Below are 22,532 nucleotides of genomic sequence, written 5' to 3'. Positions count from 1 at the left end.
CAGAAGACAAATAAGTCTTGGATGGATGAGACCTACGCTAAGCTGCAGCGCGCCAAGCAGACCGAAAGGTGCCAGGAGTCATACCAAATGTGCGCACGAATTCGCGTGTCAGGTGCGCTTGATCGTAAAATCCGGCGTCTAATGCGGCTTCTACTAGCGACGCTTGGCCCCGCAGCAGCGTTTTGGCACGATGGATTGCCAAGAGAGAATGAAAATTGTGGACGCTCGTACCGACCTCCTTGCGGAACCGCCGCGACAAATAGCGTGGCGAGATGGAGCAAGCGGCCGCAATCTCATCTAGATCGGATTGGAGCGTTTTTCGACGCGCGAGAATCGACGCAGCTTGCGCTGCAAGCGAGGAGCGGTCGTCTGGGAGATAGCCTAACCTTGGTGAAGGTGATTGCACTGCAAATTCCGATATGAACGACCAGCCCTCCTCATCGACTGGCGCAAATCGATGAACAAATCCGGCCGGAACCACAACGGTGTCGCCAGCTGACACTTCATAGAATTTGTCTCGCAGATACAGCCGCGCTCGTCCTGCTAGGAGATGCACGATCTCGTCGCCGGCATGGAAATGCGGCCGAAATCGCCAGCAATGCTGACCTCCTTTGATAAATTCAATGCGACCGACTTTCGACGGCAGTACGGACAGCGTCGTTCGCGGTTCTGATGCGGACTTGGGCGCTACCACGGTCGTGCTCCGAATTTGGATCCAAATCGATTGTCGTAGGAACTCCCCAGTCAAGAATTTTAGCATACCGCCACAAGAGTCCAAGAGACTAACTACGCGAGCCTCGATGCTCGCTCCGGAACGGTACCAACAAGTTGGTCCCATTCATCCAAGACAGCGTGAATCGTCGTCGAACACGAAAGTACCTCGTTGGTTGTCGCGCCTTCCCGCCGCTTGCAACGAGGGACAATGTTAGCGTGAGGCAACCTTTCTAGGGGTGGCCTCCCATGAAGATCTGCGCGACGAAGGCGCCGCCAACAAACGTGCCAGCGTTCGCCGCCAGCGAGACGACCACGATACGCCAGCCGAGCTTGCGGAATGCTGGAAGATCCTTTGAAATCGACAGGCCGGCGAGCGCGATAACGGGTGTCGCCAGTGCCAGAAAATTGATGCGATTGGTGACAGCGGCGACGTCGGCGGCGTAAGGCGTCGTCGGAAACGTCAATACCATTGCTAGGAGAGACACCGAGAGTACGGCAGGGAACACTCCCCCCGCGGCCCTGTACATTACGTATCCGACTGCGACACAGCTGAGAATAACCGCAAGACCTGCCACGGTGGAATAGTCGGGCAATGTCCTGAAAGCGAGGTAGTTCGCTGCAAGGGCGATCAAGCCAACTCCGACCCAAACCAGCACTATTTGAGCATTCGAAAGCTTTTGTTCGTCCTGCAAACGACCGACAGCGTCCGAGAGCCCATCCGAATAGGTTTCCACTACTGGCTTGCAAGCGCCGCGCCGGAAGATCGGCTCCAAGACCGCATAGGCCCAAACCGTGAAAGGAAGGGAAAGGAAGAGTGTGAAATAGGTCCCGATCGTGGTCGTGATTAGATTGCTGGCTGCCGCGAAGGCAGCCACTTCCTTGGCTATTTCGGGACTCTGCTGAGCCGAGATTGCGCTTGCTGCTGCTGCCATCAAGCTACCCGACCCCATACCGGCGCCCATTGCCAGAGCGCGAGGGTGAAAGATGCCTAAGCTAGTTACGAGCGAGGCAAATAGAGAGATGAAGATCGTTCCAAATACAGTGCCTGTGATATACTCGGCCAGCACTCCGCGGCCTTCGGGGCTGTCCATCCCGTAACGTTCGCCGATAATGGCTAAGCTCGGCTCGCGCCCGACCGAAAACGTTGCACCAATCGCTTCGCGTTTGATACCAAGCAGCAGCGCGATCGGCAGCCCGACCATTGCCGTACCGAAGAAATGGCCAAACTCCTGGAACATCAGCGCCCATCCTGCATCAAGGATTCTCGGCAATGAGCCACCGACTAGCAAACCGAGCTTCGCAATGAATAGCAATAGAGCAAGCTGAAGCCCGAGGCTCGCAAGCCGCTGCAAATTCATATCTAATCTCAGGGCACCCGGAAGTCGCGGCGATGCGATGCCCCAGACCACTCCGATCAGCATCGCCCACAGGAACGGCAACAATGTAATCCGGTACGCGCCGCCGAGCGGAATCGTCACCGGCCCCGCCAATTCAGCCATCGCGACGCAAATTGCTGCAAACACTAAGAGCTTGACCAGATCCAGCGATTGCGCAACACGCGGCAAAGCCGCGAGCTTCATCTCCATCACTCCCTCCTGTAGTTGGTGAGTGATTGCCTCCAGGCCAATCACCACAGTCGGGAAATAACTAGAGAAGTGGATCGCACCGTCTTGGATCGAACGGGCCTTTTTTGACGTCCGGCACAAAGTTGCAGATGGCGATTTGCCGTGCTGGTCCCAATCATCCAAGACGGCTCGGTAATAACGCTGCAAGCCTCCGGGAGGCTGCAAGGAACACTAGGATTTTCAACAATGAGCGATCACACGCCGCCGTTTACTCTCGTTAACTCGCATCAACGCCGGACGTTTTGGATCGGTGGCCAGCGGCAATCAATAATCGCGGGTGAGGCCGAAACCAACGGCCGCTACACATTGTCTCATTCCCTCATTGAAAAGGGAGCGGGTGCCTCCGAGCATGCTCATGGCGCTGAGGCGGAGGCCTTCTATATCCTCCGTGGCGAGTTGGAGTTCACGATAGCGGGACAGAAGAAGCAATTGCGCCGCGGCGATTTTCTGCATGTCGAGCCTGGGCTTGCCTATAGCTTTGATCCTGTAGGCGCTGAAAGTGCCGAAGTCTTGGTGATCTATGCGCCAGCCGGACTGGAACGTTTCATCGCGGAGGTTGGAATCGCTGATTCCAACGATGTATTGGCTTCCCGCGAGGCTGCTCTCCGTTCGGTTCAGGACGTGACCAGCATGAAGGAAGCCGCAACTTCGTACGGCCTTCGCTATCCGCCGAGGGCGGGCTCGTAGCCAATTGACAGCCATAGAGCATGCATCGACACTTCTGTCGTCGACTTGTCGAGTCTGTGTGACATTTGCACTTCGCCGCGCTGAATGAACTAAACAAGACGCTAGGCTGAACCGTTCAGCAGGTCGGCAATCAGAAGGGCGGCGTGATCAAGATCTGCTACAGCATGGGCGGCGCTCACCTGAATTCGAAGGCGAGCTCGACCTTCCGCGACTACGGGATATGTCATCGCCGGCGCATAGACGCCTTTGCCACTAAGTGTAGAGGAAATCCGCCGAGCTCGATCCTCGCCCCCGATCATTAAAGCGGTGATTGCGCTGTCGCTGTCCAGAAACGGCAGGTCATGAGAGTGGAAGCTGGCCCGCAGATAAGCGAGGTTGGCCGACAGGCGATCTAGGAGCGCGGGATCAGATTGGCAGATTTTGAGTGCGGCGAGTGCTGCTGCAGCATTTGCTGTCGTCATGCCCATGGTGAAGATAAAGCTTCGGCTATGAGCCCTGAGCCGAGAAACGACATCGTTCGAGCCGGCGACGAAGCCTCCGCTGGCGCCGCCCAGCGCCTTTGAGAATGAACCGGTCAACACGAGCCCCATAGAACCGTTGGGTAGGCCACGGAAGGGCGCCGTCCCCCGGCCATTCGGCCCGACAACACCTAGCGCATGTGCCTCGTCGACCATCAGTTGAGCATCGTATCGCAACGCGAGCGCATAGATCTCTTGCAGCGGAGCGGCGCCTCCTTCCATACTGAAAACGCCATCCGTGACGATAAGCCGGCGGCGCGCCTTGGTAGTCTTCCGCAACACGACCTCGAGGTCGTTAATGTCTCGATTCTTGTAGGGAAGCACGTCGGCGCGGCTGAGTCGGCACCCATCGATAATACTAGCGTGGTTCAATCGGTCGGAGATAATGACGTCGCCCGCTTCGGCGAGCGTGGTCAGGACGCCGGCGTTGGCGCAGCCGCCTGACGAAAATAGGAGAACATCTTCCACTTGGAGGAAGGACGCGAGAGTTTGGCGCAACTCCTCATGAAGGACCGTCGTCGCAAAAGCGGGATAGACTCCAGTCCCGGTCCCATAAAGCTTAATCGCCTCGCTCGTCGCAGCGAGGACTCGCTCATCAAGGGAAAGACCGAGATAGTCATTGGAACCGAGCATGACCGTGTCGGCGCCATTGACGATGATCCTACCGCCGCGACGTTCGCTGATGATCTTTCTGCCTGCTGCATCGATCATCATGAAAGGGCCTCATCTAGGGTACGAGGCAGCGCCCGAGCAACAAGTTCAGTCCAGTACCGCAATACGATCGGCACGATGCCGTCATTGAAGACGTATCGATCGCCATGAAGCCCTTCGCCGGGGCCAACCTCGCCCGAGCCGATCCACGCATAGGAGCCGCCGACCGCCCTAATCATGAAAGCGAAATTCTCGCAGCCGAGGCTGGGGCTGAAATCAATTAAGGTATTTTCTTGACCCACGACCCGAGCGGCGGTCGCTGTCGCTAGCGCTACGGCCTCTGCCGTGTTCACCACGGGAGGATAGCCCCTCCTATAGTCGAGCTTTCCATGGACGCCGTACGAAGCGGCGATGCCTAGAGCAATCTGATCCAACAACTTCTCGCAATGCGCCGAAAGGGTCGGGTCGAAGAAGCGGCATTTCCCTTGGAGCCTCATCTCGTTGGGAATGATGTTGCCGACATTCCCGCCGTGGACTTGGGTAAGGCTGACAACGAGGGGCATTTGCGGGTCGACCGAACGGCTGACAATGCGTTGCACCGCGTTGATAAATGCCCCGGCCGCAAGAATAGGATCATCGCCCAAATGCGGCATGGCCGCATCGGCGCCGAACCCCGAGAAAACCAAACCGAAATTGTCGACTGCCGCCATCTGGGGCCCGACGCGAGTGGCGATCGTGCCGAATTTTTGGCCTGGCCAGTTGTGTACGGCATACATGGCTTCGACTGGGAACCTTTCAAAGACGCCATCCTCGATCATACGCATGCTCCCGCCGTCGTTCTCTTCCGCAGGTTGGAAGACGAAGTAGACAGTGCCATCAAAAAATTGGGATTCTCACTCAGAAGCTTAGCGGAACCAAGTAGCATCGCCGTGTGGCCATCATGTCCACAGGCATGCATCAAACCCTGACGTTTGGAGGCGTAGGGGAGACCGGTTCGCTCGACGATGGGCAGCGCGTCCAGCTCGGCCCGCAGGCCGATGGCCCGCTTGCCACTCCCGTTCTTCAGCACGCCAACAACGCCGGTGCCGGCGATCCGTTCATGCACCTCAAGGCCAAAGCTTCGCAATTGATCAGCTACGAAGCGCGCCGTCTCATTCTCCTGGAAGCCAAGTTCTGGATTGGCATGGATCTGATGCCGCCAGGCGATCACCTCTGGTGATATCACCGCGATCGGGTCATTATGCAGCATTGGCTTGCTCCTGGTGTGCGATCATCTCAAATCTCAAGGAATGAGATGGCTTCGCGCCGCAGGAGTCTTGAACGAGATTGACCAGCCGATGAGCAAGGACTTGCAAGAAGAGCAAGAGTTCTGGCGCCACCCGCGCTTCCGTGACCTGGGTCTCTTGAAGGCAAAGTTCACGAAGCACCGGTATGACCGCCATACTCATCCAAACTACGTCATTGCGCTAATCACCGCAGGCGCTGAACGCGTCAAAATTGGTCGAGAAACCGTCGTTGCACCAACGGGTACACTGCTCGTGGTCAACCCCGAGGAATGGCACGATGGGGAGTCTGGATGCCCCGATGGCTGGTCCTATCGCACCTTCTATCCTCAAGTAGAGTTCCTGACACACGTCGCGGTGGAGCTCGGCCGCAGCGAATCTCCTATATTTCGGCAGTCGGCGATAGACGATCCGCAACTGAGGGATGCGATGGCACTGGCTCATCGGTTGTCGCGGAGCGATGACATACTGGCGGCCGAGACGGCGATGCTGGTCTCCTTGCGCCATCTCATCTTGCGGCATACGCATCCGCAAAGCCCTCCGGAATTCGTCGAGCATTCAAATGCCCGGCGTCGAATGGCTGTCTACCAAGAGTTAGTCGAAAAAAGATTGTGTTTCAGTATTGATCTGCAACAACTTGCGGCGGCTGCCGGTGTTACTCGTTTTCAGGTCATTCGCGACTTCAAGAAGGTGGCTGGCCTTACCCCAGCCGCTTTCATTCGTGATCGCCGACTTCGGCGCGCAAACGCCTTGATTGAGGCTGGAGCAAGTCTGGCCGATGCGGCCGTCGGAGCCGGCTTCGCGGATCAAAGCCATCTCTCCAGAATATTTCGCGCCGCTCACGGATTTACGCCCGGGATGCTTAAGAGAGCGGTGGCCTGAGTACGCATCAACATGCCAAACAGTGCAAACTGATCTTCAATCCCGTCTTTTAGCGGACTGCACTCATTGAGCACAGGCGGAGCGGGCTTACCTGCAACCGGCTCCGTTTGAGACAGCAATACTTGGAGCGGCGCGACACAACCATTTCTTGTCTGCGAAGCACTGGTACCCCGCGCACGTCGATCGCAACGGGCGAGATCAAGGGTCAGACCGATCATCTCGAGCCTTGGCGTGTTTGAGATCAGCAAGACGCCGAGATCGCCGTGCGCCCGGTGCCGGACGGGACCATTGAAGGCGCGTCGGGGTCGCGCCAGTCATCGACCGCTCCTGCCACCATCTGTGCGGTCGCGGCAGACAGGGTCCAGCCGAGATGACCATGGCCCGTATTGTAGAACACGCCGGGGATCCGGCCGGCACGCACCACCGGCATCATGTTCGGCATCATCGGACGCAAGCCCGCCCATGGCACGACCTTTGAGGTATCGATGCCGGGGAAATGCTGCCGCACCCAGTCGACCAGCGGCTGGATCCGGTCGGCGCGAATATCGCGGTTGAAGCCGTTGAACTCGGCGGTGCCCGCGACGCGGAAGCGGTCGGCGCCGAGCCGGCTGGTAACGATCTTCGCAGCTTCATCGAGCAGGCTGACGGTCGGTGCAGCGTCCCGGCCTTGCGGGGCATCGAGCTGCACGGTGATCGAATAGCCCTTTACCGGATAGACGTTGACGCGATCGTTGAGCATGCCGGCGAAGTGGCGGCTCGCCACGCCGGCGCAAATCACGATTCCATTCGCCTGTAACTCGTGCCGCCTCGCGATGTCAGCATCGGGCGAAGCGGCTTCTCTCCAGCCGATGCGGAAGCCGTCATCGCCGCGCGAGATCGCATCGACATCGGCTTCGTGGATGAAGGCCGCGCCGCGGCGGATGCAGGCGTCGGCGAGCCCGCGGGTGAACTTGTGGATATCGCCGGTCGCATCCGATGGCGTGAAGAAGCCGCCATAGCAGGCCGTCTGCAGCGCAGGCTCGAGGCTGCGGATTTCGTCCGTCGTCACCGGCCGGCGGTCGAGCCCGCCTTGTTGCAGCAGCGTGTTGACCCGCAGGCCCGTTTCGAAACCCGCCTTGTCGTGATAGACATGCAGGATGCCGCGGCGTTCGAGATCGAAGGCGATTTTCTCGCGCTCGGCGATCGAGAACAGATGCTTGCGCGCCTCGATGGCGAGCCGCGTGGTCTCGATGGTGTTGGCGCGATAGCGGCCGATGTTGCCGACGAATTCGCCGATCCAGGAATATTTGTGCCAGCTCGGCTTCGGATTCATCAGGAGCGGCGCGTCGCTTCGAAGCATCCAGCGCAACCCCTTGAGGATGGTCGCGGCGCTGTTCCAGACTTCCGCGTTGCTGGCGGAGAGCTGTCCGCCATTGGCGAACGAGGTTTCCATCGCGGCGTAGCGATGCCTGTCGAGTACAGTCACCCGGTAGCCACGTTCGAGCAGGGCATAGGCCGTCGTCACGCCGGTGATGCCGGCGCCAATGATCGCAATGTGAGGCATAATGGTCTTCAGGCTCCCGTGGGTTAGAGTCGCCGAACCGCCGGTGAAACCGGCTGCTTCAGCGCCCCATCTGTCACGGTACCTGAGAGCTTGATCCGCATCGGGCCTGGGCCCGCAAGCGAACTATCCCCTTCGGTGGACGTCACGGCCCTTGATCAGCGGCCATGTCCGTCTCTCTCCAGATCGTCCTGACGATACGGTCCTTTTGCCTGAGAGTTTCCGGGGCGGTTGCTCCGTCGGCGCCGAAGCCAACTGCACGAATGCAATTGCTTCGATCTCTCCCGCATCGTCGCCTTGGACGGCCGGACCGTAGGCGAAGCCTCAAAATTGGACAAGCCTAAAATTCGATCCGGCAATGCCATCGTGTTGTGCAGTGCAAATCGATGTCAGTCCAGCATCGCCAGCAGCGCAGCCATGAGGCGGCCGCGGTCGGCGAGGCAGTCGACCTCGATGTGTTCGTTGAGTGTATGCGCATCAGCGCCGCGAACGCCGGGGCCGCCGAGCGTAGGATTGCCCATCGCGCCGGTGAAGTTGCCGTCGTGCCGGCGTTTGGTTCCACGCCGGGCGTGAACTCGCTGGTCACCTTCATGGTCTCATTGACGACGCGGATTTCCTCTCTTGAAACGGTTGTTGCTTCGCCTAAAGCCGAAACGGCCGCGCGCCTGATCGGCGTGCGGCCGAAACTTTCTTGAACTGGCCGGGACCGCTCGCGCAGCCCCTCCTCTGGTGTCACTCCGCCGCCTCCGAATATGCTTCACCACCTTGCGGCCCATTTGGCGAAGCCGACCGAGTCTCTGGCTCGGCCGTTCTTAGCAGGGAGGGCAGCCAACCGGTCCCTGCCAGCAATTGTGCGGCGGCTTCCGCCATCTCGACCTTCTTCATATCCACCATACGTTCGGCCGCCTCGCCGCTCACGCCTTCGCAAACCGCCTCCAGAATGCGCGCTTTGGTGACGCGACCCAGATAGCTGCGCACCGTCGGCCGCCAGTATCCGGTCATGTCGAGAGACACAGCTTCCGCCAGCCGATCGGCCGTTGCCAATGCCTGCGGTCGCCGCTCCCACGGCAATCTGAGCGCGTTGACGGTCAATGCCGTGCAATGCGCAAACAAGGCCATGCGGCTATCGTGGTCGAGTTCCGCCACGAAGGTCCAAAGGCTGATGACGTCCCGGGGCATTTGCCTTGCCCAATTGGCATGGCGATCCGCCCAAGCCATGCCGGTCGGTGTATCCTCGATGCCGTCCGCGTGCCCAGCCAAATCTGTCTTGATCGGCTGGATGCCGACCACATGCGCATCCGCACCGAGATAGAAAATTTGGGCGGCGAGCGCATGCGTCACCGCCACGATGGCAGTTGCGGGTTGTTCGCTCAAATTGACGCAGTCCCAAGGTGCGATGTGCGGTGAGGTCCCGAACGAGAACGTCAGATAGCGGTCGGTCGTCGTCCTCTTTCTCGGCAACGACTTCTTCTCCATCATCGCCCTGCGACGTTGGGCCATCTGTCTCGCCGCCCTCGTTCGGCGTCTGCGCGTCGATCCCCTCCTCGGTGTCGGCCTGGGGCTTCTCGTCTGCCGGGCGGATGAACCCGCGCTCGATCCGAATGGTCCCGTCGTGATTGAGGATCACGAACGCGCCACCACGCGCGATGTCATCAGGATCGTAGGCCTGCCGCTTCGCTTCCAGCCGCTCGATTTCGGCCTCAAGTTCGCCGAACCGCGCATCCACGTCGTCAGCAAGTTCTTCGGCCCCCTGATGCTCTTCCGTCAACCGGTCGAATGCCGTCTGCACCGTTGTAAGAGCGGCCTGATCTTCCGCCGAAAGCTCAACCTGATGCGGGTAGGTCGGCCGCATGCCGTGCGCATGCGGGAAATCAAGCTGGACCTCCGTCCATTTCCAGCCCTCGGCTGCCCGCACGGCATCGGCCTCACGGCCGAGCTTTGCAGTCACCAGCAAATCGAGCAGCGCTACGTCTTCCAGATACCCGCCGCGATCTTCGGTGAAGAGGTCGCGAAGGATCGAGCCGCCTGCTTCCGTGTAGGCCTCCATCCCGACAAAGCGCGCGCGGCGATCGATTGCGGCGACGTGGGTTTCGGTGAGCATGCGGCGGATGGTGCTGGCGTCGCGGTTATAAGACAGCCGCTCGTAGACGCCTTCCTGCCGGGCATGATCGTCGGTGATGGCGAAGGCCATCAACTGTTCAAGGGTCAGATCGCCATCGCGATAGACCTGCATCAGTTTCGGGGAGACCGCGCCGATCCGCAGGCGTTGACGCACAACATGCGGCGTCACGCCGAAACGGGCGGCAATTTCCTCTGCGCCGAAGCCCCGCTCTTCCGCCAGCTTCTTGAAGGCTTCGAACTGATCGGCGGGATGCATGTTTTCGCGAGTGACGTTTTCGTCCAGGCTGATTTCGTGCGGATCGTTCGCGGTATCGACGATGCAGCGGATGGGTTCGGTCTTCTTAATCTCCTTCCGCTTCACTCGCAGAAGCTGGGCAAGCCGCCTGCCCTCGCCGATGGTCACGAAATAGAACCCCGTGGGCGCTCCTTCTCCGTTCAACTCGGGCTCAACCACCAGATTTTGCAAGATACCCTTGGCGGCGATGCTAGCCGCATAGGCCTCAATCGCTGCTTCACTGTGCGGCATCTTGCGCGCGTTCTTCGGCGACTTTTTGAGTTTGTTGAGTGGAGCGAAAATTTCCGTCCCGCTCTCAGGATGGTTTCAACGTGCTTGGCCGACATGATCAATCTCCCTTTTCGGCTTTCATGGGTGCAAGGCGCACTCCGCGCCTGCGCCCCTGCCCGTCGGCTAGACCGGGGGTAGCAAGTGCCAGGGCGAACCGAGCGGAGGGGGATCACCCGCACGAAGGGCCGCTCGCAAGAGCGGGTCTGCACGGGCGCATGCCAGGCGTTCAGGAGAGTGAGTGATCAGAAAATAGCGCGGAAGACCGGGGAGACCGCTCGGGGCGGCGCCGGTTTTGGCCGGCGCTTTACCCTGACGCGCGAGGGGCGGAGCCCCTTAGGCGGCTTGCCTCAAGGAGCGCTTTACCGCCTTCCAATCACGTTCAAGACACAGGACCACCTGCGAGAGCAGCCCACGAAGTAAGAACCAGAAATAGATTCGAAGCTAGGAATTGAGTAGGATGCGCAACATCTTCATTCTCCATCTCTTTGAGAGGCTAGAGCTAGCGTAGACGCCATGTAGGGTGGAGCGAAGACGGCATCATCCCACTGTGGAGGCTTCCACTTTTTGAGATGCTCAACCGAGCGGTAGTCAGCGGGAAGCACTAACCGAACGAACGTGGCGGCGCGATCGGGCGCTTTGAGCCAGCGCGAACGCCTGGGCGAGGTTACCTGCGATACGTTCATCAAGTGTCGTGGAAACGGCAGCCAATTGACCTTGCCCCCAGATTTTATCCAGTTCTGAGTTCGCTCAAGCCATTGGATTTGCCCAGTTGGGCGGTGGTAGCGACGGGAGCTGGCGCGGAGCCATCGGCATAGCGCAGCGCCAGATCCCGGCGCGGGTGGCAGGTGAAGGCGAACTCGGAGGGTGTCTTCCATCCGAGCTGTGAGTGCGGTCGTGTGTAGTTATAATCGGCGCGCCAGAATCCGAGCGCGACGCGGGTCTGAGCCAGCGACGTGAACAGCGTCTCGTTCAGCAATTCATCCCGGAGCCGACCGTTGAAGCTTTCGATGAAGCCATGCTGCATGGGCTTGCCCGGAGCGATATAATGCCAGGCGACGCGGCTCCGATCGGCCCAGGTCAGGATGGCGTTGCTGGTAAGTTCGGTGCCGTTGTCGCTGACCACCATCTTTGGCTTGCCGCGCTCCATGACCAGCCGATCCAACTCCCGCGCCACCCGGGCCCCGGAGAGCGAGGTATCGGCCACCAGCGCCAAGCACTCGCGGGTACAGTCATCGACCACGGTCAAGATGCGGAAGCGGCGGCCATCCGTGAGCTGATCGGAGACGAAGTCCAGTGACCAGCGGTCGTTCGGTGCCATCGGCACCGTCATCGGCGCCCGGGTCCCGATCGCCCGCTTGCGGCCGCCACGGCGGCGCACCACCAACTTCTCTTCCCGGTACAGCCGGAATACCTTCTTGTGGTTGATCGCAAAGCCCTCCCGCCTGAGCAGAACATGCAGGCGCCGATAGCCGAAGCGGCGGCGCTCCTGGGCGATCGCCTTCATGCGCTGGCGAACGCCGGCATCATCCTCTCGGGTCGTCCGATATCTCATGGTCATGCGGCAGCAGCCGATGGCTTTACACGCCCGCCGTTCGCTCATCCCGTGGGCATCCACGAGATGCGCGACAGCCTTCCGCTTGGCCGCGGGCGTCACCACTTCTTTCCCAAAAGGTCCTTCAACGCCGCATTGTCCAGCATGGCGTCAGCCAGGAGCCGCTTCAGCTTCGTGTTCTCGTCCTCCAGCGTCCTCAGCCGCTTGGCCTCGGAGACGTCCATCCCGCCGTACTTGGCCTTCCATTTGTAGATGCTGGCGTCGCTCACGCCGTGCTTGCGGCATAGATCGGCGACCGACACCCCGACCTCGTGCTCCTTCAAGATCCCGATAATCTGCTCTTCCGTAAAGCGGCTACGCTTCATGCTCTGGTCCTCGTCGTGGGCCAGAACGAACTTCAAACTGGATTAAGCCCCGGGGGCAAGGTCATTCTGCCACGCGGCGTGCTCGTCGATCCAACCGTCCTTCAGTCGGCCGATGGCGGATGCTGACAACCCGGCAGTCATCCTTGCCAAGCAGCGCCGCCAGCGCCTCGGAGAAGTCAGCCAGTCGAAATCCCCTCCAGATAAAGGATTGGCAACAGCGTCTCGATCGACTTCGAGCGGCGCATGTAGGGCGGCAGGATCGACGGCGAGAACCGGATGCGGCCAGGATCGGCAGCGGCGGCCTCGCGATCGCGTACACGCGGCTGGCGGACGGCGACCGGACGATACCGGTATCACCTCGCGCTCCGGCAGGTGACCGTGGCGGACGACGCGCTGGTGGCCATCCTGGGCCTTCAAATCGGCATGCTGGCCGAGAAAGTCTGCGACCTCGGCCTCGACCGCCTTCGCGAGCAGGGCACGGGCCCCGTTGCGCAGGACTTCTGTGAGTTGATCGTCGAAGATTCCTGACTGAATCAGCTGAATGACGTTATCGCGGGACACGGCATATCGCTCCTTGGTGGAGAAGTGGAGGCGTCAAGCACCCCCACGATATGCCGCCTTCCCGATTCCCGCCGTCACCAACTGTGGGCGATAGCTCCATTCGTTGTCACGTACATGTAAGGAATGTAAAAGCCAATCTGACCGGCAGATTTACTAACTTGAATTCCTGAATAGCACTCCACGTATGACCCCACTGTGCTTGAGGGATAGCTCGCGACGCCAACAATGGCGATTCCTGGGTTTGCTGACGGTACTAACCCGTTCGGCAATAGATGGCGAACCTGCCCACGCTAAATATAAGGTTTATGGCTCGCCAGCGCAGGAACGTGCTGCCACGGTCTTTGCTCCCATGGTAGAGGGGCGCATCAAACGCAATACCTTCAACGTCGGGCATCGCACCCCTCCTCGCTCTTGAGATCGGACATGCAGCTGACTCATCTCACCAAGGCATCTGATTGTGGACGCATCATGAAGAGAGTGCAATGTGCGGCCTCGCATCGGGCTTACGCGTCCGTCGTCTTATAGTGAAGTCGGAGGCCGCCTTGCACCTCAGTTTTGTGCTGCTTGCAAAGTCGATGCCATCTTCCCTTTATGGGTGCTAGACGGACTGCTCGGCTGCAGATGTCGAACTGGAGTACAAGAGCCCGCCGACAACTTCGCTTGTCTTCTTGCCTTCCGCTTGTTTGTTTGATGACATAGAATATTGAAAGTCCCACATGACGAAACGCGGAGACAGCGGGATGAGGATGCTCGCAAAGCTATCGAATTCGTGTCCGGCTTGACTAAACTAATGCTCCCAGTCGTTGTTCGTGAAGGCGAGCGCCATACGGCGCGCCATCCACCTTGAACTGAATGCGGAGCAGTTTGGCGATGTAGTGTGCAGAAATTGCAGTCTCATCTAGGTGAAAGACCTCGGGCACCATCGCCCGGGGCCAATTCGTTGGTGTGATTTGAAGGTGCCTAATTAGGACACCACCCCGGTTGATCGCTGCATTGCCTCGCCCCCGCCGCACATCGATCCATGCCGATGATGGTCGCCCCTCAAGATTACGCAACATCAACTCCTTTTTCTGAGGAGTTGCCTTTGCGCGTCGAGCCTCGCTAATCTGCAGCACCGGCGCGAGCTACTGCGGCTTCCAATCCAGCAACAAAGGAAACCTGATATGATCCCTATTGAAGAGGCATTTATTCGAGCGATAACGTTGCTTGACGGTCCAAAACCGACCGAGCAACGGGCTCAAATCGTCGCCCACCTGGATACTATTATAGACTATGCACGCGACGATGCCGAGGAGCGCCTAGCCCATAGCTTCAAAGCGGTGGCCCTGAACCATCTCGACAGTATCGGTCGAGATACGTCGACTATTGTTAAGGAAAAAATGGAGCTGGCTCTGATCGCCACCGAAGAATTGATTCTAGCTATCGTCGAGCGCAACCGGCGGGAATTAAGATCCGAGCGATGTCCATGCAGGAACTTTGCAACTGGGCAATACGCCGGCCGGTTGTCGCGATCAGCTAAGCATGAGCGATGACTACCTCCACCAAAGGCATGCACGCAGCGCCATCGGACCAAGCAATAACCTTCAAAGTCACGGCCGGCGCGTGACTGGAAGCCCTTCGATCGAGGAGTTCATGGTCTACTTGTTCGAGCCCGACGGGAATGTAGTGCACTGCGTAAGGCTGATTTGCGCTGATGAGGAAGCGGCTAAGCAGCGAGCACAGCAGTTAGCCGACACCAATAGGGTCGAGCTTTGGCAGCTCACTCGCAAGATTGCGAGCTATCCGTCACACGCGAACTGAGGCGCTTGGTTTGCGCAGTCCTCGCTCTTACCCTTTACCACGGCGTGTGTTCCTCACACACACGATCGGCGCGGGTCGACTTTCTCGTTCGACATCGTCGGCGGCAATCATTCGCATCGGCTTTCTCCATCCGCAGGCTGAGCGTCTCGAGCGAGCGGTTGATCATCCAGCAGGAATGCGGATCGAGCTGGGTGCCGATGGCGTCGCGCAGCGCCTTGACCTTCCTTGCGGGCCTCGGCACCTAATTCTCGCTTGGCATCCTCGACGAGATCAGAATCAGCTCCACTCAAGCCTCTGTCGGCGAGCTGTTGCTCCAGTCTGTTGTCGAACTCTCCGCCCATTGCATCAATGAGCTGGTCCTGCATCGCAGCATGGTCGTCAGGGCGATGCGAGAAACCACATCGTCCCAAGGTTGTCAGTCCGTCGCCACATAGTCAGCAAATTCCGCCGCCTCCTTACTCCGCACAGTTTCTCTGCACTGTCAGCGTCGGTGACGCCGGAAACTTAAAATAAGCGCATAAGTGCTGCTGGATAGTTCAGATCTCAGGAAGGATCAACCGATTGTGACGCCGAGCTTTCCCGCCGAGCGCGCAATGCTTTCGCCAACGAAGTTACTGACATCCCGCGAGGTCAGGCCCACGGTCCAATAAGCTGCCACAAGGGCGATCAGGGCCAAATGTTACGGGGTGGTGGTCGATGAGAAAGGTCGACAGACCAAGTGACCTGAAACCCCCTTTCCGCTTACGCTACCACTCCGCATGGCGGCCTAGCACCGGCAGAGGCTCCACCTATCGATGCGGAAATTCGGTTTAGACAATCAGGGCAGCTCTGAACCACCGTTTCTGGTAGTAGTTGTAAGTCACGCGATGCGGTCTAATGCGGGTGCGAGTTGCCCGACGTCGGAGACGGATGGCACGAAGAATGGCGTTGAACACTCTACGATAGGGCCGATCGCTGAACCAGACTCTAAATTGATCGCGGGGATGGTCTCAATATCGCCACGGCCGGCGAAAGCTACCAAGAAAGGATGACGCTATCCATGCCACTAGGCTCGTCCAAGCCACGACTGACAAGACCCCGATCCGGATATCCGCGGCCTAACGTCGGCGGAAGCGGACCAAACGCGTCCTTGCTCTCGTTCATGAGCACTTCGTTTGGCTCGGCGGTTAGCGATGTGACGATTTGATCAGACTAGTTCTCTCGCGATCCGTGGCAATGAGTGCAACGCCCTGTTTGCTCTCTCCACATGCCAACTTTCATCTGTCGCTATATCTCCCGCACTCCATCTGGGGCTATTTACAATGAATCTCCGTTGCGATGCATGAAGACCGCCTCTCACGAACATCAACCCTATAAGCGAGTCCATACTCTCATCATCGCAGTTGGGGAAATATCCGGTCCGGCCTGTGGTTGTGGTTCCTTTATCGATGCTGACGCTCATGAGTATGCCGGAAGCTTACGCTCAAGATCTGGCAATGATGGAGCGGTGCCTAGAGCTCGCTCGGCGCGGTGCGGAGCACGGAGAGCTGCCGTTCGGGGCTGTCATTGTTTCTAAAGGAGAGATCGTTGCCGAGGCGGCAAATTGCGTTTTCGTCGGAAGGCGGCGTAACTAGACACGCGGAGCTAGTCGCGCTTTCTCGTGCACAAAAGGGTCTGAAGCGAAAACGTCTGCCAGATTGTACTTTGTATTCGATCGTCGAATCGTGCCCGATGTGTTCGTTTCCTACCGGAGAGGCGCGACTAAGTCGGGTGGTCTTCGCGCTTTCCTCTCCGGTGATGGGCGGATACTCGAAATGGACCGTACTGAAGGACGAGCATCTATCCAGTAAACTGCCTGAGGTTTTTGGAAGTCCGCCGGAAATCGTATCCGGATTGTTGTCCGCGCGAGCCGAGCAGGTCTGGCGTGACTGGAACCCGATTGCTTGGCGATGCATGAAACGAAGAGGTTGCTTTGGACCGGCAGCGGAGTTGCCTGAACGCCATGCGTCCGCACCGCGGCCCATCGTATCCTCGAGCGGCTTGACCGCCTTTTTCGCTGCGCCGGCCCTTTCGATTAGCAAGGCCTTTTGCGCTCTCGTCCGAGTTCAAAGTCAATCCTTCCCGAATAACCGACGCAACAATCGCCTTCCAAGACAAAGGAAATTGAATGACAAAAACGCTTGCTCTTGTAACCGGCGGATCATCCCGCATCGGGCTTGAACTGGCCCTACTTCTGGCTAAGGACGGTCACGATCTGGTAATCTCAGGCTTCAGTGATCGTGTTCAGCACGCGGCTAGTGAACTCCGGTCGCTCGGCGCTGAGGTGATTGTTTTCAGCTCCGATCTGACTACGGCGGAGGAAGATCCGGCCCTTGTAGCACGCCAAGGCTATCACGCCCTCCTTACTGGCGAAACCTGCGTGATAGGAGGCGATGAAGCCACCCGAGAGGCTGCACGTCTGAACAAGGTGCTGCCTGAGGAAGAAAAGGCTCATCGTCATGCGATGATGGCTCGACCGCACTAAGGAGTAATGCCATTAAGTTCGATAGCCTGAAGCTCTGAGGTAATCGGCACATTCTCGCAGGTGAAGGCGTCGGGTGGGTGTGCGATTGCGGCCCAGACCGCAACGGTGCGCGGGGCAGCTTTGCGGAGCGCAGGTGCTTGAGCTTGCCGACCAGCCGAACGAGTTGACGCCATGGAGCAGGCCGCTGGGAAAGGTTGTAATCTTTGAGGCTATCAGCACCAACATGAGTGACGTGCGGATTGACACTTCGCGGTGGGAGCGCGAGTACGGGAAGAAGCCAAGGGGGCGCCGCTATTGGCGCTTCCGGATCATATCGCCCAGTATTTCGGCGAAAGACTATGAGTTCAGGACGGAGATTCCATTGATGTTCCCCAGGGCGCGCAGGGCGGCAGTAGAGAGGGCCCGGCAACGCGGTTCGGATCAAGTCGTGGTGCTACCGTGAGGAACGATGGCGAGTCGGACAATCGAACGCATAGTTTACCGAAAGACGCGCTGCTACGTAATCGCCGGCCATGGCAAGAGTATGAACTCGGTCAGTCGTGGACGAACAAGGCGCGCGTCAAGCCAGCTTTGAAGAGTCGTTGTTCTCACAGTAGCGCGCGAGGTGGAATCGCGCGGTGCCGCTGCGCGCAAAATGTCATTCATGCGCCATCCCATCTTCACCTTCGATCACAAAGCGGTGCCCTGGCAGCTGCTGTAAGGCTATCGCATATTCAGTTTTATGCACCCAGCACGGCTGATGTCGCGTCGCGGGGAAGACCTCTCGAGCGTCTTCCAAAGGCCTAGCGCACCGTCACCAACGGCGATTTTCGGGGCGATCTTTAGCCCACCGGTTTTCGCCTCGACGAGCAGCTCGTGCCAGCTCGCGCGCTGTCGCGCACGCCGACCTGGAAGCCAGTGAGTTCCTTCTGGCCCCGGCGTCGCGCCGATCAGCAACGGCATGCATTCGCTGTGGTATGCGTGCAAGGACAAAATAGGCGCGGTTAACCACGGTATGGCTGCACGGTGGATGGATTGTACGGGCCTCAGAACTTCTTGGCGCGCTCGACGCCCGCTCTAGGAACAAAATGGCGCGGCGACCCCGATATCGGCGGACCAGGCTTCGGAGATCGCCCGTCTGCGCCAGGAGAACGAACGCTGCGCATGGAGCGCGACATCTTAAAAAAGTCGATCGCGATCTTCGCCGGAACCCGGACATGAGCTTCCGCTTCCAATTCGGCACAGGCTTTGCTCCCTTTCGGGGCACGATCACCTATTGCTCCAGATGCGGTGATGTTAGGGCGGGCTCGGCCCCGCGCGTCTGGTCCGCCCCCGATTCTCCTGTGGCTTGCGACTCCGGCGTAATCGCCCATGCCATAGGATCGATACACGTTGGATCAAAGATGCAGACTGGAACGGTAGTGTCGTACAGCCTTGAGAAGGGTTAGGGCTTCATCAGACCGGACAACTACGAAGGCGCGGGTTTGTTCGTGCACATTTCTGGCCTTCGCGACTGCACAGGGGCTGACCTGGCGCCGGGAACGCGCATATCTTTCGATCGTCGCTTCAACAAGCGACGCTCAAAGTACAGAGCCGAACAGGTCAGACTGACCGATTGACGTGCGGCGTATTCTGCAGCGCTGTTCAGGATCAGTTCGAGAAGTGCCCGGATGTGGCGGCGTTTTGGTGATGAAGTGCGGCGGATATTTCCGAAACTTAGCTCGAGTGGTCGCTGGAGGGCGTTAGCATCTCCCTTAGTATTTGTCGCGGGAGAGCATTCCGCAGCATTTCGTCAGAAGTGCACACGTCTGCTGCCAACCTCGATCGAGAGCAGCGAGCGCTTTCGTACGAAAGCGCGCTCTGCATCGAACGTGGCGCTTGGCGTGCCAAGATGGCTGGAGTTCTCCCCTCGACACAGCTTTCGGCCGAGCTTGTTTGGCTTTCTGGTTCTGCCAAAAAGGTTAAGGCAGGGCTGGATTGTGAGGACGAAACTGTTCGTCAGCTTGCCGTTGGGGCAGACCAAAGCAGCGCGCGGCCATGTGCCCTGTGTCATGATAAATGCTGACTATCTTCTCCGGCATTCAAGGCGAAGGTTGCTTTGGCTGCGGTCAAAGGCGACAAGACGCTGGCGGAGCTGGCGCAACTGTTTGATGTTCATCCGAACCAGATCACGCTCTGGAAAAACCAGCTCCTGGAAGGTGGGCATGACAAGGCATCGGCCGAGACGCCGGTCGATTTGAAGGCGTTACATGCCAAGCTCGGCGAGCTTGCCTTGGAAAACGATTTTTTGTCCGGCGCGCTCACCAAGGCGGGCCTGCTGAGCGCAAAGCGATGATCGACCGTGGTCATGATCCTTCTATCGTGCGCCAGGCGAAGGTCCTGAAGCTGGCTCGCAGCACGGTCTACTATGAACCTCGGCCGGTTTCGGCCGAGGACCTTGCCCTGATGCGTCGGCTCGATGAGCTGCATCTCGATTATCCCTTCGCGGGAGCGCGTATGCTGCGATCATTGTTGCGGCGGGCAGGGCGTATACGCCGGTCGCCGCCACATCGCGACGCTGATGAAGCGCATGGGGATCGAGGCGGTCTATCGTCGCCCGAACACGAGCAAGCCGTCACCGGGTCACAAGATCTACCGGTGCCTGTTGCGCGCATTGAAGATCGAGCGGCCCGACCATGCGTGGGCAATGGACATCACCTACATTCCGATGCGGCGTGGCTTCGTCTATCTCGCGGCGGTCGTCGATGTGTTCAGCCGACGGGGTCCTGGCCCATCGCGTCTCGATCACAATGGAGGCGGCCTTCTGCGTCGAAGCGGTCCAGGAGGCGTTGGCGAAGCACGGCAGGCCCGAGATTTTCAACACGGACCAGGGCAGCCAGTTCACCAGCCTCGAGTTCACCGATGTGCTGCTGGACGCGAAGATCGCCATCAGCATGGACGGCAAGGGCGCCCGGCGCGACAACGTGTTTGTTGAGCGGCTCTGGCGCACGGTCAAATACGAAGAAGTTTATCTCCGCGCCTACGACGGCGTGTCCGAGGCGCGAGCATCAATTGCCAAGTATCTGGCCTTCTACAATCAGGGACGCCCTCACTCGAGTCTTGACGGGCGCACGCCCGACGAGGTTTACTTCGGCACGCAAGCTATGGTGATGGCGGCATGACTGTCGCCGACGATATTGTCGTCGCTCTGGTCGGGCTACGCCCTCCCGACGCAACGACAACATCGTAAAGCCCCGCGTTCAGCATAACCCGGCAGGAATCCACTTAATTCCAACGGGGCGCTGTCCAAACCACCGGAGCCAGCTCTGGATGAGCACTAAGTGGCCCCGCCTGGGCAGCGGCGCAAGCTTGTCAAGAATGTGCTGCCGGGCGCCTTCTTTGATCTGTACGCCGTATGCGTAAACGAAGCCGTCGTCGTTGACGACCTCGTGTATGTATACTCGATTTCATTTAATTCATCGGGCGTGAGGTCAAGGGCCGCGGCAATCGCCTCGACTTCCTCGCTGTCGTACCCATCGTCAACCGTCTGCTGCTCATTGTGCACCGCGCATCATCCCTGCCGCATCCTAAAGATCAACTTTATCTGCACCGGTCTCAGCATGTGCTCCAACACGTTTACGAAAGTGTGAGCGACGAGATTCGATCGAGTATTCTTTCCGGCGCTCGGAGCCATTGCGGCATTTGGCGAGGCTGCAAAGTTCAGACTCCATATTTCGATGTCTTCGACGGCGCATTGGAATTGCAGGGGCATCAGGCTCCATTCGCCTGGTCGAACCGAGAACGAAATGCTTCGCTTGAACGACATGACGGATCGATACACCGCAGCTCTCGCCGGCAAATCGCCTTTCCTCGTCAAGCCATGGCATAGATGTGGAATCCTAGCAGTTCGACTTGTCCGGTCCTGCCACCTGCCTCGATCCCGCACTTGAAAACTAGGAGGTGTGAAGGTGTTCAGCGAAACGCAGGAACGCGTTCCTTAGCATTGAGTTGTCCTATGTTTGTCGTCTCGATCAATTGCCTAAGCCTGTGGTTGACGGTGAAACGAGGCATCGCTTCACAAAGGCTGGCCGCAAATATCGATGATTGCGGCTTCATAGCGAACAGCCAAAACAGCAACGGCTCAAGCTGTTCGGCCAAGAGACGACGATGCCGCTAGTTGATCCGGCCGCGGGCGCACCAAGACCGGTGAGCTCTGGACCTATGCGGCGGACGACCGGCCATGGGGCGGCGGCGATCCGCCCCGAGTCGCTGAAGCGGCTCTCGGTAAACGCTATGCTGGGCAGAGCGGCCTTGAAGGACCTGTTGGGGAAGAAATGGTGATGCCCGCAGCCAAGCGGAAAGCGGTCGTCCATCGTCGAGACGTTCGGCATGAGCGAACGGCGCGCGCGTATAGCCATCGGCTGCTGCCGCATGACCATGAGATACTCGAACGACCCGGGCAGACGTAGCCGGCCTTCGCCAGCGCACGAGGCGATTGCCCAGGAACGTCGCCGCTTCTGTTATCGATGCCTGCAGGTGCTGCTCAAGCGCGAGGGCTATGTGGTCGACCACAAGAAGCTGTTCGGGCTCTACCGGGAAGAGAAGCTCGCAGTACGCCGCCGTGGTGGCCGCAAACGGGCAATTGGGGCCAGGGCCCAGACGATGGCGCGACGCCCCCCCAAAAATCGTCTCGCGCGACTTCGTGTCAGATCAGATCACCGACGGCCGTCGCTCCGCATTCTGACCGTGGTCGACCATAGCACCCGCGAGTGTCTGGCGCTGGTGGCCGATACCTCGCTCTCGGACACCCGCGTGACACGGGAACTGGAGCCGCCTGATCACCGAGCGCGGCAAGCCTAACACGGTGGTCAGCAAAAACGGCACTCAACTCGCCCGCGATGCCGTTCTGACGTGGGCGGATCAGAGCCGCGTCGCTTGGCACTACCTCGCGCGAGGCAAGCCCTTGCAGAACGCGTTCATCGAGAGCTTTAGGTATAGGCAGCCCTCGCTAATGCAAGGGATTTCAGCAGCACTTTGGATATTGGCCGGGTGCGTTCATGGATATAGCGTGTTAGTGCGACCGATGCGATGGCCGCTGGCCCTGGATGGAGATTCGCGGATCGAGGTCTCATCAACGGGTCGCGCTTGTTGCGCCTAAAGCTCTTCGGGCTTGCTCGATGTCCAGCTCCGCCGGTGTCACATCATGC

14 protein-coding genes, 7 pseudogenes and 2 riboswitches are annotated in these 22,532 nt (G+C 59.0%); of the genes and pseudogenes, 8 read left to right on the top strand and 13 right to left on the bottom strand.

Features of this window, described 5'->3' with window-relative positions:
- Positions 1-37 precede the first annotated feature (37 nt).
- Entirely contained in the window at positions 38-694 is a 657-nt protein-coding gene (locus tag DCG74_RS37860) for an AraC family transcriptional regulator (RefSeq protein ID WP_210268589.1), read from the bottom strand.
- A 250-nt stretch (positions 695-944) separates the two neighbouring features.
- The gene (locus tag DCG74_RS37855; protein ID WP_246709115.1) at positions 945-2,462 is read right to left on the bottom strand and encodes a DUF3100 domain-containing protein; all 1,518 of its coding nucleotides are present in this window, start codon (positions 2,460-2,462) and stop codon (positions 945-947) included.
- 63 nt (positions 2,463-2,525) lie between these two features.
- Here DCG74_RS37855 and DCG74_RS37850 point away from each other — a divergent pair, with 63 nt between their 5' ends.
- Positions 2,526-3,026, top strand: coding sequence for a cupin domain-containing protein (locus tag DCG74_RS37850; protein ID WP_172789589.1), 501 nt, complete (start codon positions 2,526-2,528; stop codon positions 3,024-3,026).
- 101 nt (positions 3,027-3,127) lie between these two features.
- Here DCG74_RS37850 and DCG74_RS37845 read toward each other — a convergent pair whose 3' ends face one another.
- The 3 genes from DCG74_RS37845 to DCG74_RS37835 are packed head-to-tail and all read right to left on the bottom strand — an operon-like array spanning position 3,128 to position 5,444.
- Positions 3,128-4,258: an aminotransferase class I/II-fold pyridoxal phosphate-dependent enzyme gene (locus tag DCG74_RS37845; protein ID WP_172789590.1), complete on the bottom strand. Its 1,131-nt coding sequence runs from the start codon at positions 4,256-4,258 to the stop codon at positions 3,128-3,130.
- Entirely contained in the window at positions 4,255-5,019 is a 765-nt protein-coding gene (locus DCG74_RS37840) for a M20/M25/M40 family metallo-hydrolase (RefSeq protein ID WP_257187519.1), read from the bottom strand. Before DCG74_RS37840 ends, DCG74_RS37845 begins: the two co-directional genes overlap by 4 nt.
- Positions 5,010-5,444: a M20/M25/M40 family metallo-hydrolase gene (locus DCG74_RS37835; RefSeq protein WP_257187518.1), complete on the bottom strand. Its 435-nt coding sequence runs from the start codon at positions 5,442-5,444 to the stop codon at positions 5,010-5,012. Before DCG74_RS37835 ends, DCG74_RS37840 begins: the two co-directional genes overlap by 10 nt.
- A 67-nt stretch (positions 5,445-5,511) precedes the next feature.
- Here DCG74_RS37835 and DCG74_RS37830 point away from each other — a divergent pair, with 67 nt between their 5' ends.
- Entirely contained in the window at positions 5,512-6,360 is an 849-nt protein-coding gene (locus DCG74_RS37830; RefSeq protein WP_246709116.1) for an AraC family transcriptional regulator, read from the top strand.
- Positions 6,361-6,601: 241 nt separating this feature from the next.
- On the opposite strand, the gene DCG74_RS37825 is transcribed toward DCG74_RS37830, so the two are convergent.
- From DCG74_RS37825 to DCG74_RS37800, 6 genes and pseudogenes are all read right to left on the bottom strand, one after another.
- Positions 6,602-7,903, bottom strand: coding sequence for a D-amino acid dehydrogenase (locus DCG74_RS37825; RefSeq protein WP_172789591.1), 1,302 nt, complete (start codon positions 7,901-7,903; stop codon positions 6,602-6,604).
- A 68-nt stretch (positions 7,904-7,971) separates the two neighbouring features.
- Positions 7,972-8,087, bottom strand: a riboswitch (glycine riboswitch).
- A gap of 3 nt (positions 8,088-8,090) precedes the next feature.
- Positions 8,091-8,197, bottom strand: a riboswitch (glycine riboswitch).
- Between the two features lie 92 nt (positions 8,198-8,289).
- Positions 8,290-8,442 (bottom strand): annotated as a pseudogene (locus tag DCG74_RS37820) (M20/M25/M40 family metallo-hydrolase); the annotation flags it as partial.
- A 190-nt stretch (positions 8,443-8,632) separates the two neighbouring features.
- A pseudogene (locus DCG74_RS37815) lies at positions 8,633-10,598 on the bottom strand (ParB/RepB/Spo0J family partition protein).
- 715 nt (positions 10,599-11,313) lie between these two features.
- Positions 11,314-12,503, bottom strand: a protein-coding gene (locus DCG74_RS37810) for an IS3 family transposase (protein WP_257187517.1) whose coding sequence is annotated in 2 segments (ribosomal slippage) — positions 11,314-12,254 and positions 12,254-12,503 — 1,191 coding nt in all. Because the reading frame shifts where the segments join, the coding sequence is not laid out codon by codon here.
- A 66-nt stretch (positions 12,504-12,569) separates the two neighbouring features.
- Positions 12,570-13,064: pseudogene (locus DCG74_RS37805) on the bottom strand (transposase); the annotation flags it as partial.
- 74 nt (positions 13,065-13,138) lie between these two features.
- The gene (locus DCG74_RS37800) at positions 13,139-13,333 is read right to left on the bottom strand and encodes an acetoacetate decarboxylase family protein (RefSeq protein WP_246709124.1); all 195 of its coding nucleotides are present in this window, start codon (positions 13,331-13,333) and stop codon (positions 13,139-13,141) included.
- A gap of 894 nt (positions 13,334-14,227) precedes the next feature.
- Between DCG74_RS37800 and DCG74_RS37795 the strand changes: the two genes are divergently transcribed.
- Complete coding sequence (locus DCG74_RS37795) at positions 14,228-14,596, top strand: hypothetical protein (RefSeq protein ID WP_172789664.1); 369 nt, start codon at positions 14,228-14,230, stop codon at positions 14,594-14,596.
- Positions 14,597-14,973: 377 nt separating this feature from the next.
- Here the strand turns inward: DCG74_RS37795 and DCG74_RS37790 are convergent.
- A pseudogene (locus DCG74_RS37790) lies at positions 14,974-15,148 on the bottom strand (PLP-dependent transferase); the annotation flags it as partial.
- A gap of 1,143 nt (positions 15,149-16,291) precedes the next feature.
- Between DCG74_RS37790 and DCG74_RS39165 the strand changes: the two are divergent.
- From DCG74_RS39165 to DCG74_RS37785, 3 genes are read left to right on the top strand one after another with little or no spacing between them, the layout of a single operon-like run.
- Complete coding sequence (locus DCG74_RS39165; RefSeq protein WP_172789665.1) at positions 16,292-16,477, top strand: hypothetical protein; 186 nt, start codon at positions 16,292-16,294, stop codon at positions 16,475-16,477.
- A complete protein-coding gene (locus DCG74_RS39160) occupies positions 16,410-17,063 on the top strand; it encodes a deaminase (protein WP_373569506.1) in 654 nt (217 codons plus the stop codon). Before DCG74_RS39165 ends, DCG74_RS39160 begins: the two co-directional genes overlap by 68 nt.
- Positions 17,011-17,367 (top strand): SDR family NAD(P)-dependent oxidoreductase, encoded by a 357-nt coding sequence (locus DCG74_RS37785; RefSeq protein WP_172789667.1) that lies wholly within the window; start codon positions 17,011-17,013, stop codon positions 17,365-17,367. The genes DCG74_RS39160 and DCG74_RS37785 overlap by 53 nt, the downstream gene beginning before the upstream one ends.
- A 685-nt stretch (positions 17,368-18,052) precedes the next feature.
- Here DCG74_RS37785 and DCG74_RS37780 read toward each other — a convergent pair.
- Positions 18,053-18,318 (bottom strand): annotated as a pseudogene (locus tag DCG74_RS37780) (transposase); the annotation flags it as partial.
- 1,126 nt (positions 18,319-19,444) lie between these two features.
- On the opposite strand from DCG74_RS37780, the pseudogene DCG74_RS37775 reads away from it, so the two are divergent.
- A pseudogene (locus DCG74_RS37775) lies at positions 19,445-20,507 on the top strand (IS3 family transposase).
- Between the two features lie 1,087 nt (positions 20,508-21,594).
- Positions 21,595-22,324: pseudogene (locus tag DCG74_RS37765) on the top strand (DDE-type integrase/transposase/recombinase); the annotation flags it as partial.
- Positions 22,325-22,532: the final 208 nt, after the last annotated feature.

The sequence above is a fragment of the Bradyrhizobium sp. WBAH42 genome, assembly GCF_024585265.1.
Lineage (GTDB): Bacteria > Pseudomonadota > Alphaproteobacteria > Rhizobiales > Xanthobacteraceae > Bradyrhizobium.
Note: the sequence above shows the minus strand (reverse complement) of the source record. Positions and strands in the feature narration are given on the sequence as shown.